Annotated in this window: 9 protein-coding genes; 5 read left to right on the forward strand and 4 right to left on the reverse strand. The window is 36.4% G+C overall.

Annotation, left to right across the window (positions count from 1 at the left end):
• Positions 1–2 precede the first annotated feature (2 nt).
• A complete protein-coding gene (locus tag G530_RS0113640; RefSeq protein ID WP_026935065.1) occupies positions 3–3041 on the reverse strand; it encodes a SusC/RagA family TonB-linked outer membrane protein in 3039 nt (1012 codons plus the stop codon).
• A gap of 228 nt (positions 3042–3269) precedes the next feature.
• Complete coding sequence (locus G530_RS0113645) at positions 3270–6008, reverse strand: helix-turn-helix and ligand-binding sensor domain-containing protein (RefSeq protein WP_026935066.1); 2739 nt, start codon at positions 6006–6008, stop codon at positions 3270–3272.
• A gap of 92 nt (positions 6009–6100) precedes the next feature.
• Here G530_RS0113645 and G530_RS0113650 point away from each other — a divergent pair, with 92 nt between their 5' ends.
• From G530_RS0113650 to G530_RS0113670, 5 genes are all read left to right on the forward strand, one after another.
• Positions 6101–7795, forward strand: a complete 1695-nt coding sequence (locus G530_RS0113650; protein WP_026935067.1) for a sulfatase family protein — start codon at positions 6101–6103, stop codon at positions 7793–7795.
• Between the two features lie 91 nt (positions 7796–7886).
• On the forward strand, positions 7887–9146 hold the full coding sequence (locus tag G530_RS0113655) for a putative DNA modification/repair radical SAM protein (RefSeq protein ID WP_026935068.1): 1260 nt from the start codon (positions 7887–7889) through the stop codon (positions 9144–9146).
• Positions 9146–9922 (forward strand): TIGR03915 family putative DNA repair protein, encoded by a 777-nt coding sequence (locus G530_RS0113660; RefSeq protein ID WP_026935069.1) that lies wholly within the window; start codon positions 9146–9148, stop codon positions 9920–9922. Before G530_RS0113655 ends, G530_RS0113660 begins: the two co-directional genes overlap by 1 nt.
• A gap of 48 nt (positions 9923–9970) precedes the next feature.
• Positions 9971–10225 (forward strand): hypothetical protein, encoded by a 255-nt coding sequence (locus tag G530_RS0113665; protein ID WP_026935070.1) that lies wholly within the window; start codon positions 9971–9973, stop codon positions 10223–10225.
• A 75-nt stretch (positions 10226–10300) separates the two neighbouring features.
• A complete protein-coding gene (locus tag G530_RS0113670; RefSeq protein ID WP_026935071.1) occupies positions 10301–10546 on the forward strand; it encodes a hypothetical protein in 246 nt (81 codons plus the stop codon).
• A 46-nt stretch (positions 10547–10592) separates the two neighbouring features.
• Here the strand turns inward: G530_RS0113670 and G530_RS0113675 are convergent, their stop codons facing one another.
• Entirely contained in the window at positions 10593–11570 is a 978-nt protein-coding gene (locus G530_RS0113675) for a polyprenyl synthetase family protein (RefSeq protein ID WP_026935072.1), read from the reverse strand.
• Between the two features lie 58 nt (positions 11571–11628).
• Positions 11629–12672, reverse strand: a complete 1044-nt coding sequence (gene rlmN, locus G530_RS0113680; RefSeq protein ID WP_026935073.1) for a dual-specificity RNA methyltransferase RlmN — start codon at positions 12670–12672, stop codon at positions 11629–11631.
• Positions 12673–12731 lie beyond the last annotated feature (59 nt).

The following is a 12731-nucleotide window of genomic DNA, read 5'->3' on the forward strand; positions in this document are numbered from 1 at the left end:
TTTTAAATTTTAATATTTACTCCGAATGTATATACACCTGGGATAGGATAAGTTTGATTATCTCTACCATCTGGCACTTCAGGTGTAAATCCATTGTAATCAAAGAAGGTCAATGGGCGTTCTGCTGTAACGTAAAAACGAATATCTGGATTAAAATCTCCATTAAACTCTGGTAATGTATAACCCAGGGTTACATTCTGAAGTCTTACAAAGTCCCCTTTTTCTACAAAAAAGCTATTAAGGAATTGGTTACTCCAGGGGTTTCTTATACCTCTCGCAGATGGATAGTCATTTGAGGTACCTGGACCATTCCAGCGATTAACTGCAAAATCCCTATCTATATTAGGATCTGGTGTCTGGCGAATAGCAAATCGTTTCATATTCGCAATCACATTTCCTCCCTGTCCAATAACATTCAAATTAAAATCGAATGCTTTGTAGTTAAGTCCGAGATTGAACCCAAAATTGTAAGACGGTAAATAAGAACCTAGATCTACTCTATCCTGAGCATCTATCACCATATCACCATTATGATCTACAAATCTAAAATCTCCTGGCGCAACTGTTAAACCGTTTGCAATTGCTGCTTGTGCTGCTGGGTCGGCTGCAATTTCTTCAGGAGTCTGATAAACACCAGCAACCTCAAGGCCGAAAAATGAGTTGATACTTCCTCCAACAACGCTTCGCTGTGCCACATCTCCTCCAGAAGTAAGATTTTCCTGACCAGCAAGATCTAAAATTTCATTCTTCAAAGTAGAGAAATTAGCTCCAATGCTGTAACCAAAATCTTCTGATACCTGTTTATTCCAATCTATGGCAATCTCGAATCCAGAATTTTCTATAATTCCTACGTTCTGTCTTGTTGAACCAGGTACTAAAAGTCTTGAAACCGGTATAATCGCATCTCTAGTTTCTCTTGTAAAATAGTCGGCCTCGATAGACAACTGACTATCAATTAACCTGGCAGAAATACCTACGTTGGTTTCTGCTGTAACCTCCCATTTTAAGGCTTCAAAATCACTACTTGTTACTAATCCCGGGTATCGCACATCTCCAAAAGCGGCATCAACCTCTGTTGAAGTAATTCCTCCCGTACTTGCATTTACATTAGCGTTTCCTAATTCACCCCAGCTAGCTCTTAATTTAAGGAAATCGAAAAAACCATCATCCATAAATGATTCTTCTGAAATCACCCAACCTAGACCAACGGTAGGGAAATAACCCCATTTTTCCTGGTATTTACTTGTACCATCTGCTCTGAAAGTTCCATATAACAGGTAACGATCATCAAAATTGTAAGCAACACGTCCAAAGTATGAGAAGAAATACTGTTGCACACCATTGTCTCCAACGCCATCTACATCTATAGTTTTAGATAGATCCAGGAAATAAGACTCATCTCCTATTCCGGGACCATTTGGAAAGTTTAATCCTTTAGCCTCTAATTGTTCAAATGAACGATCTCTAAATGAGGTACCTGCCAGAACTGTTAGATTATGTTTTCCAAAATCATTATTATATGTTAAGGTATTATCCCAGGTTTGTTCTGAAAGTGTTTCCTGTCTTTTAATTAATTCTGCATTCTCCCTGAATGCATTTCCGTTACCAAAGAAATAAGGAAGCCTAACCTCTCTTGTTTCTAAAGTTTCAAAATTATGAGAGTATACCGTTTTAAAAGTTAATTCTTCTGGTATCAATTCATAAGACAAATCAAACGTCATTAAAGTATTACGGATTTTATTTCTGTTTTCCGTATTCTCCATTAGAGGAAATGGATTTTGAGGGCCTCTATATCCTAAATCCTGTGCATTAGCATAAGGTCTAGGAAATGCATCTGTTTTAGTTGTATCTAGAACTGGCATAATTGGCACTGCGAAATAAGCAGAGCTAAATGCCGCATCCTCTGGACGGTACCTAGTAGCATTACTAAAAATTGTGGAAACACCAGCTTTTAAGCGGTCGGTTATATCTACATTTACTTTAGACCTTATATTAAATCGCTCATAGTCATTTTTCATTTTTAAAATACCTTCTTGTGAAAACTGACTTAATCCTAATGAATAGGTCACACTTTCTGATCCACCTGTTACTCCTAAACTGTGATTTTGTATAAGAGCATCACGTAAAATCAGGTCGTACCAATCTGTATTTACATCTGGTATATTTGGGTTTACTCTGCTACGGCCATAGCGTTGCATGGCATTCTCTATAAAACTAGCTTCTGCTGCAGAACCAGATTCTCGTGCTAGTGTAGCAAATTGTTCAGCATTTGATAACTTAACAACATTCTGAGCGATTTGCATACCTTGATAACCATCATAGGTTATTTGAGGTTTCTGATTCTTTTTACCGGACTTAGTTTCAATTAAAACTACACCATTGGCAGCCCTTACACCATAAATAGCAGACGCTGAAGCATCTTTTAGAACTGAAATTGTTTCAATTTCCTCACTATTCAAGAAATCGATGTCATCATAAAAGACACCATCTACCACATATAATGGATCTGAAGCTCCATCTCCTGTATAAGAACCTAGACCACGTACCCTTATGGTTGGTGATGTACCTGGAGCACCGCTACTAACAACCTGTAAACCTGCTACTTTACCCTGGAGTGACTGCATTGCAGATCCAGAAGGAGTTCTAGCAATATCTTCAGATTTAATAGTACTTATAGACCCGGTTAAGTCTACCTTCTTTTGAGTACCATAACCAACTACAACGACTTCGTCAAGTTGACCAGCATCCTCTTGTAATACAACAGGATAATTAGAACTTTCAGTTATTTCGACATCCTGGGGAGCAAACCCTAGAAATGTAACTGTAAATGTATCTCCTACTTCAACGCCTTCCAATGAAAAGTTCCCGTCAAAATCGGTTACATCATAAATCTCCTTACCGTTAACTTTTATTTCTGCTCCCGGTAAAGGAACCTGATCGGCACCGGTTACGATACCACTAATGGTTTTGGTTTGTTGTGCCTGTGCTACTCCTGTTAGGACTAAAAAAAGAAGACAAGCAAAGAATAGTTTTACTTTCATACTTGTAAGGTGTTTTTGCTTAATTTGTATTAGAAAGATACGCTCAAGCACTAAGTTTACGCAAACGTTATAGTACACATCTACTACATCAAACTAATTTAAACTTTATAAGCCTAATTTACAAGTACTTACATAGACAATGAAGTATATTTTTTATTAAAAAAAAGATGAATGATGTAGTAATGTAGTGGTGTTATTTTCATAATTTTTTGTCTTTTTCTTAAGAATTCAAAAATTCTTAATTAGAAATTTTGTCAAATTCACATCACTATCAAGATCCATTTTTTTGCGTAATCTATAGCGATGTACCTCTACTCCTCGCACTGAAATTCCCATTAATGGGGCGATCTCCTTTGAGCTTAAGTTCATCTTTAAATATGAACATAGTTTTAAGTCTTTACTCGTAAGCCTGGGATATTTTTGTAGGACATCCTTAAAGAAGTCTTCATGAACTTCATTAAAGTTAGTTTCAAACACCTTCCACTCATCCTTATTCTTAACTGCATTATTAATCTTATTCATAATATGTTTCAGGCGAAATTGATTGGAAAACTTGCCTTTATCCTTATTTAACTCTCCCTGAATCTCCATTAAAACTTCGTTCTTCTTTGCAGCCATCATAGTAGTATTGGCTAATTCCTTTCTTTTCAAGTCGATCTCGTTTATTAACCTTTCCTTTTCGATACGGTTTAATCTCTCAGAATGTTCCTTTTCAAACTTCGCTTCCAACTGCAACTGATGTTTTTTGAGTTTTTGTTGATTCATCCAATAAATGAAGAAGATTAATGCCAGTACAATTAGAAGATAAACCAATTTCATGTATCCCGAAAAATACCAAGGAGGTGCAATAGAAAATTCAAAATTAGTAGTTGAAACTTCATTATTATTTCCAGAAGCACTTAATTTCAAGTGGTAATTTCCATGTTTCAGATTCCGGAAATTTAAAGTTCCGGATTCTATAGTACCACTTAGCGTCTCTTCTCCATCCAGGTTATATCTTAATTTATTAGCTTTCGAAACCGGCATTCCAGCTTTCACAGTAATATTATGTGAATTTTTATAAGATATAACCGGCTTTTTCTCCAATGAGTACCGTTGAATATCATCAGAGAATTCCTTTAAAAAAGGTTGACTAACCCATTGCTCCTTATTTTCCTTTCGAAGTATATTTAGATTAATCCGGGCAAAACCATCATTAAGTGTTACATAACATATGGAGTCATTTTCCAGGATAAAATTCTCATTAGACTTTACAAGACGAAAATTTAAATCCTTTGGTCCCAGTGAAATTTGTTCATCCATAAGATCGGAAATTAGCAAATTCCCTGTTTCAGAATTTACAAACACATAGTGATCCGGACCATTACTGATCAATCCAGATCCATTAAAACTCTTTAATTCATTAAATAGTTGAAAGTCATCCTGAAATGGATTGTATTTAAACCACTGATCATTGACATAAGCAATAATCTGGTTATTGATCTTATACACCTTGGGATTAAAATTCTCATTATCACCAAGTGATCTAATTTTTTCAATCTTCAGATCTTCAAAGTCACTATGAGAAATCTTATAGATGCCTTCATAAGGATGGGCTGCCCAGAATGTATTAATATCTTCAAAAACCACATTCTTCACAGGAAAGTTGAGTTCCTCAAGTTCACGTAAATCTCCGCTATTTCTATTATATTTACTTACTCCAGTATAATGTGATATCAATAAATTGCTTGTGGTCTCATTTATTCTATCTATAGAGAAACTTCCTGTTCTGGTATCTATGGGAATGAAACTTTTATCAATTATTTGATATACTCCCGTATTATGATTGGCATAAAGCACACCATCAATTTCTTCAAGATTCCAGGTGTGATCACCGGCATTTTCAATTAACTGGAGCGCATCTCCGGTGAAACTATAAACTCCGGTATTGCTAGCAAGATAAAAATCACCTCTATATTTATGTAAATCATATACCGCACCTAACTCACCGGTATTATCGGTATAAAATTTTATAGGAGCATTGAGATCTATCCTATCTACCCCTTTGTCCAGTGCTAACCAGAGTTTTTCCTTCGCGTAAGAAATACCAAGAATAGTATTATTCTGTAAGCCTGAAGTTCGGTTATATATATGAAAATCATCAGTCTTTAAATTATACTGAGCAATACCATTTTTAATAGTGCCTAATATTATTTCATCATTAGAAACAGATACTATATGATTTAGTTCAGAACGCTTAAGTAGTTCATTTAAATCAGGGTTTACCACCTTTGACAGCTTCTCATTAGAATATACATAAAGTGACTCTTTGCTTCCTATATAAAGTGTATCTCCCTTAGCTTCAATATCAATTATATTCACCCCATCCAAAAGGCTTAGATCTCCCTGTAACTTTTTAATATTCTGATCCTTATCTAAATAAGACAACCCATTCTTCCTGGGAGCAAAGATCAATTTATCTTTATAAACCCCTAGAGCCGTGGAAACCACATCTTCTACTTTAGAAATCCTGTTTTCCCTATATTCATAAACTGCTCCAAAGGATCTAAAATAAATAGCCCCATTATGGGAGGTGATCTCCCAGAATTCGTCACTATTCATCCCGAATTTTTCCAATAATGGAGTTAATGATATATAATCCATACAACCATTAGGTGTTCTTTCCCAATACCCAAACTCCTGATAAGAACCAGTATAAACGCGATCATTATGTGGATATACAGAACGAATAATAGATTGACTTTCTAACGGAAATAATTCCCAGCTCAATCCGTCGAATACAAGTAATCCTTGATTATTTGCGGTATAGATCACCCCACTATCATCTACCGCAATATCCCAGTTTTGACTAGCTGCAGAATAATCTGTAGGTGAATAGTTTTGTATAGGTGGCACCAACTCTTGCGAATAAGTCTTGTTTAACAACAATCCTATTAAAATCAAGCATTTAAATGCATATATTTTCATACTGTGTATAGCTTTGAGCAGTTGTTGTGCAGGTGAAAATTAATAATTTTCACCGAAAACTTTCGTAAATTTCAGTTTTTAAAATCGATTTCATGCATAAATATCACTTTTCTTCTACATCCTTAATACTCCTTTTGATTTCAATTTCAATTTTCACAGGTTGTGGAGATAAAAAAGAAAAAGAAACGAAAAAAACAGACGTTCAAAAACGACCAAACATTGTTTTTATAATGACCGATGATCACGCAGCACAGGCAATAAGTGCATATGGTCATCCGGTAAGTCAATTAGCACCAACTCCGAATATTGACAGGATCGCAAATAATGGTGCTCGCTTTTTAAATAATTTCTGTACAAATTCTATTTGCGGGCCTAGTCGAGCAGTAATTTTAACTGGAAAATTCAGTCATATTAATGGATTTAGGATGAATGGCGAGACCTTCGACGGCTCCCAGCCCACATTACCTAAATTCCTGAAAGAAGCAGGGTACCAAACCGCTATAGTTGGAAAGTGGCATCTACATGGAAGACCACAAGGTTTTGACTACTGGAATATTTTAAATGACCAGGGCAACTATTATAACCCGCAATTCATAAATGAAAAGGATACAACTATTATAAATGGCTACGCTACCGATATAATAACCGATATGGGTATTGAGTGGATTGATGTAAAAAGAAAAAAAGATGAACCCTTTTTCCTGATGGTACATCATAAAGCGCCACACCGAAACTGGATGCCACCCCTTAGACATATAAATACCTATGACTCGATTAATTTCCCGTTACCAGATTCATACTTTTCCAAGCATAAAGGACAGGTAGCCTCTCAACAGCAACTTCAAACTATATATGAAGATATGTATGATGGTCATGACCTCAAACTTAGCGTTGCTAAAGGGAGTGATTCACTAAGAATTAATCCATGGACTTCCGATTTTGATAGAATGACAGATGAGCAAAGACAAGCATGGAATAATGGTTACAGACCCAAAAATGATGCTTTTCATGATGCCAATTTAAAAGGGAGGGAACTTGCAAAGTGGAAAGGTCAGAGATACCTTCGAGATTACATGGGTACCGTGAAAGCTGTAGATGAAGGAGTAGGTAAAATCCTTGATTATCTTGAAAAAGAAGGCCTTACCGAAAATACAATTATCGTATACACTACAGACCAGGGATTCTATCTCGGCGAGAAGGGTTTCTTCGACAAACGTTTTATGTATGAAGAATCATTGGCTATGCCATTACTAATTCAATATCCAAATGCGATCCAAAAAGGAATTACTATAGATGCCCTTACTCAAAATCTTGACTTCGCTCCTACCTTTCTTGATTTTGCAGGCGCTAAAATACCAGAGGCCATGCAAGGTAAATCCTTGAAACCGTTATTAACATCTAATCCTAGTTCAGAAAAATTCAGAAATGCTGTGTATTATCATTATTACGATTTTCCTGCATTCCATATGGTAAAAAGGCATTACGGAATTAGAACAGACAGATATAAACTAATTCACTTCTATGACGATATAGATGAATGGGAGCTTTACGATCTTAAGGAAGACCCAAAGGAAGAGAACAATCGTTATAATGATCCCGAGTATGCGTCAATTCAGAAAGAATTACATGCGGAATTGAATGAGCTACAGGAGAAATATGAGGTTACAGAAAAAGAATTTCAGACAACACCGAAGGAAAAAGTTGAGCAGGCCTATAAAAACTTTGCCCGACTGGCAGGCGAAGATCCTGATACCTATCCCGAAGAAAAGTCTAACGAAGTTAATTGAGCTCAACTAAAACTGAAATGAGCTAATTATTATTTCAGGTTTTTTAAATGATAATTGGAATTTTTCCTAATTTTGGAAAAATTCCAATTTTATGGATTTCGACCGAATTAAAGAAAAACTAAATATTCTAGCCGATGCTGCTAAATATGACGTTTCCTGCTCCAGCAGTGGTAGCAAAAGAAAGAATAGTAATAAAGGATTAGGTGATTCATCAGGAATGGGTATTTGTCATTCCTATACACAAGATGGCCGCTGCGTATCTCTGCTTAAGATATTACTTACTAATCATTGCATTTTTGATTGTGCTTACTGTGTGACCAGGAAAAGCAACGATATTAAAAGAGCTGCATTCAAGGTACAGGAAGTGGTTGATCTTACCATTAGCTTTTACCGGAGAAATTATATAGAAGGATTATTTCTTAGTTCGGGCATCTTTAAAAGTCCAGACCATACGATGGAGCGATTAATTCAGGTCGCTAAAAAACTTCGGAAAGAAGAAAATTTCAATGGATATATTCATTTAAAAAGCATCCCCGGCGCCAGTGATGAACTCATGAGAGAAGCTGGACTCTATGCCGATAGATTAAGCGTAAATATTGAGATCCCTACTAAATCGGGACTAAAACTACTTGCACCAGATAAAAAACACGAAGATTTCATGAAACCTATGAAAAAGGTTAAAGATGAGATCATTCAATATAAACAGGAATCTAAATTAATTAAGAGTACCCCTAAATATGCCCCTGCCGGTCAGAGCACCCAAATGATCGTAGGAGCAACAGGAGAGAGTGACCGAGATATAATGTATTCTTCTGCTTTTTTCTATAAGAATTATAATATGAAACGGGTTTATTACTCTGGCTACGTACCAATTAGTACAGACCCCAGACTTCCGGCTATTGGAACCCAGGTTCCCATGCTTCGGGAAAATAGATTATATCAGACAGACTGGCTTATGCGCTTCTATGGTTTCGATATCAGGGAGTTATTAAATGACAGTTTTCAACATTTAGATATGGAAGTAGACCCGAAATTAAGCTGGGCTCTACGTAACCGTCATCTCTTCCCTTTAGATATTAACATGGCTGATAAACAACTCTTACTAAGGGTTCCGGGAATAGGATTAAAATCTACAAATAAGATCGTCCAGGCCAGAAAATATAGAAAGCTCAACTGGCAGCACCTTCAAAAAATAGGTATCGCCATAAATCGTGCAAAGTATTTTATTACCTGTGATTCCCGTGAAAAAGAATTGAAAGATCTAACCAGTGAGCAACTTAAACAAGTTATAATTAAGACCTCCCAAAGTAAATTCAGAAAAGAGTTAAGCCCACAACTAAGTTTATTTTAATGCAGGATGCGGTACTTAAATATGATGGAAGTTTTAAAGGTTTTCTAACCTGCATATTCGATGCCTATGAGCAAAAATTGAATATTGTTGAAATAGTCCCGGCAGGGGAAGATCAAGGTCAGTTATTTAGTGATACGCATCAAATAATTTCAGACGAACTCAAAGCCCTAAGGGTTCTAAAAGGTTTAAAAGCGAAGGTTTCATCAACTGGAATGACCAGAATAAAATGGGCTTTTTTAAGTGAAGCTCCGGGAATAGAGATGAAATTATATGAAATGATCAGGTATATTTTTTCTAATAAGCAGAAAGTAGATACAGATTATTCTCATTCCGCGGTTCTATATATATCTAATATTGCCAAGCAGGTAGGAAGAGAAAAGCATCGAATGGAAGCATTTGTAAGATTCAGGCTTACCAAGGATGATATCTATTTTGCTATTATTGAACCGGACTTTAATGTATTACCTATTATCATCAAACATTTCAAAAGTAGGTATGCAGATCAAAAATGGTTGATATATGATATCAAAAGAAGGATCGGTGCCTATTACGACCTTACCAAAACCGAATATGTCTCAATGGAATTACCTGAAGATATAGGTATTTCAGGCGGAAATCTAGAATATTTTGACCCCGGTGAAATCTATTTTCAGAAATTATGGAAAGAATATTTTGACTCCACAAACATCAAAAGCCGAGTAAACATGCGCCTTCACGTACAGCATGTACCTAAGAGATACTGGAAATATTTAAGTGAAAAGAGTCCTTTTGCATAATTAAAATTTGTTTAACTTTGTCTCTTCAACTAATTAAACATTTTAACAATGAAAAAATTATTTTTACTATTTGCTGTTGCAACAATGTCTCTTTCTATCTACTCTTGTAGAGAAACTACTGAAGAAAAATCTGAAGACGCTGTAGAATCTATGGGTGAGGATATGGAAAATGCTGCTGATGAAGCAGGAAATGAGCTAGAAGAAGCTGGACAGGATGTAGAAAATGCTGCTGAAAATGCAGAAAACGAAATGGAAGAAGAAGTAGAAGGAACTGATGATATGAACGCAGACGACGATATGTAATCATATCTTCTTTCTAAATAAAATTAAAGCCATTCATTGAATGGCTTTTTTTAATTAACCCTAAATTTTATTACAATGAAAAAGACAGTGATTTTATTATTTGCCGCGATTTTCAGTCTTTCCATTTATTCCTGTCGTGAAACAACTCAGGAAAAAACAGAAGAGGCTGCTGAGGCTATAGGTGAAGACATCGAAGCCGGAGCAAAAGAAGCTGGTGAAAAGATTAAAAAGGGAGCCGAAAAAGTGGAACAGGAAATTGATGAGGAAATTCACGATACAGATGACGTGAACGGCGAAGAAGCGACAGATGATGCAGCTTAAATAGAAATCACCTTATTTGTGAAGCGAAGTTATCACTTCGCTTTTTTTATTTCTTACGCTCAATTACATAATTCACCATCAATTCCAGACTGTCTCTATATTCAGATTTTGGGTAATCCTCGAGAATTAGCAAGGCTTCTTTTTGAAATTCCTTCATTCTCTTTACCGCATAGTCCAGGCCACCGTTATCTCTAACAAAATTTATTACTTCTCTTACTCTGCCGCGATCCTTATTATGGTTCTTTACAGAATTTATAAGCCAGTCCTTTTCCTTCTTAGAAACATTATTTAACGTATAGATCAACGGAAGAGTCATCTTCTGCTCCTTGATATCTATCCCGGTAGGCTTTCCTATCTTTTCGGTTCCATAATCAAATAGATCATCTTTAATTTGAAAGGCCATCCCAATAAGCTCACCAAATCTTCTCATCCTGGCGATTTCATTGCTTTCAGGTTTTACTGAAGCTGCGCCAAGACTACAACAGGCCGCAATTAGGGTTGCTGTTTTCTGACGGATAATATCATAATAAACCGTCTCGGTTATATCCAGCCTTCTCGCTTTTTCTATCTGAAGCAATTCCCCCTCACTCATTTCCTTTACCGCTACCGAAATAATTTTCAGCAGGTCAAAATCATTATTATCTATAGACAACAAAAGGCCTTTTGACAAGAGGTAATCCCCAACGAGTACGGCAATTTTATTTTTCCATAATGCATTAATGCTGAAAAAACCTCTTCTACGATTTGAGTCATCTACCACGTCATCGTGCACCAGAGTAGCGGTATGAATAAGCTCAATCACCGAAGCTCCGCGATAAGTTCTTTCATTCACACTCCCGTCTGAAACCATCTTGGCTACCAGGAATACGAACATGGGACGCATTTGCTTCCCTTTTCTATTAACTATGTAGTGGGTAATTCTATTTAGAAGCGCAACTTTGGAGGACATGGATTCGAAGAACTTTTTTTCGAAAAGTTCCATTTCTTTCTCCACGGGAAGTTTTATTTGGGAAATAACCTTCATAAAGGCCGTAAATATACATATTTAAACCGAAGGAATACCCGATATATTTATAGGGAAATTATGCAGATTTATTCGCTAGCTGTCCGCAAGCAGCATCTATATCCTTACCTCTGGATCGCCTTACGGTCACGGTGATTCCATTACGCTCTAACATATCCTGATACATATTAGTTGCCTCTGAAGCTGCCTGTTGAAAATTCCCGTCATCAATAGGATTGTATTCAATAAGATTAACTTTACAGGGCACATATTTACAGAATCTTACAAGTGCCTGAGCATCCTCACGGGTATCATTAATATTTTTCCAGACGATATATTCGTAAGTGATCCTGCTTTTAGTTTTAGAATACCAGTATTCCAGGGCATCTTTAAGATCTTCAAGAGGAAAAGTTTCATTAAAAGGCATGATCTTAGTCCTTACCTCATTTCGGGCAGAATGCAATGATACCGCTAATTTGATCTTAGCTTCATCATCTGCCAGCTTTTTGATCATCTTTGGAACCCCAGAAGTTGAGATGGTAATTCGCTTAGGCGACATCCCCAGACCTTCGGGAGAAGTGATCTTCTCTACCGCTTTCATTACATTATTATAATTCATCAACGGCTCTCCCATTCCCATGAAAACAATATTTGAAAGAGGTCTATCAAAATAAAGTCGGCTCTCGTTATCTATAGCAACCACCTGATCATAGATCTCATCAGGATTAAGATTACGCATCCTCTTTAGTTTTGCTGTTGCACAGAACTGGCAATCCAAACTACAACCAACTTGCGAGGAAACACAAGCAGTAGTTCTGGTCTTTGTTGGGATCAATACAGACTCAACCGTTAGGGCATCATGAAGTTTAACAGCATTTTTAATGGTCCCGTCACTACTACGCTGCATTCTGTCAACACGAATGTGATTGATCACAAAATTATCCTTCAGCATTTGCCTCGTTTCCTTCGAAATATTCGTCATATCATCAAAAGAATGAGCAGCTTTACTCCACAACCATTCATACACCTGAGAACCACGGAATGATTTATCTCCTTCAGAAACAAAGAATTTCTGTAGTTGCTCTTTAGTTAATGCCCGTATATCTTTCTTCTTGTCTTTCACGCTGCTAAATTACGAAGTTAAAACTGAATGCATCAGTCTTTTAAAAATCAATAGCTTAC

The sequence above is a fragment of the Christiangramia echinicola DSM 19838 genome, from assembly GCF_000423065.1.
GTDB lineage: Bacteria > Bacteroidota > Bacteroidia > Flavobacteriales > Flavobacteriaceae > Christiangramia > Christiangramia echinicola.

Excerpts from the sequence above, each read along its gene's own strand:
- G530_RS0113640 (WP_026935065.1), bottom strand. The coding sequence starts at position 3,041 with ATGAAAGTAAAACTATTCTTTGCTTGTCTTCTTTTTTTAGTCCTAACA.
- G530_RS0113645 (WP_026935066.1), bottom strand. The coding sequence starts at position 6,008 with ATGAAAATATATGCATTTAAATGCTTGATTTTAATAGGATTGTTGTTA.
- G530_RS0113650 (WP_026935067.1), top strand. The coding sequence starts at position 6,101 with ATGCATAAATATCACTTTTCTTCTACATCCTTAATACTCCTTTTGATT.
- G530_RS0113655 (WP_026935068.1), top strand. The coding sequence starts at position 7,887 with ATGGATTTCGACCGAATTAAAGAAAAACTAAATATTCTAGCCGATGCT.
- G530_RS0113660 (WP_026935069.1), top strand. The coding sequence starts at position 9,146 with ATGCAGGATGCGGTACTTAAATATGATGGAAGTTTTAAAGGTTTTCTA.
- G530_RS0113665 (WP_026935070.1), top strand. The coding sequence starts at position 9,971 with ATGAAAAAATTATTTTTACTATTTGCTGTTGCAACAATGTCTCTTTCT.
- G530_RS0113670 (WP_026935071.1), top strand. The coding sequence starts at position 10,301 with ATGAAAAAGACAGTGATTTTATTATTTGCCGCGATTTTCAGTCTTTCC.
- G530_RS0113675 (WP_026935072.1), bottom strand. The coding sequence starts at position 11,570 with ATGAAGGTTATTTCCCAAATAAAACTTCCCGTGGAGAAAGAAATGGAA.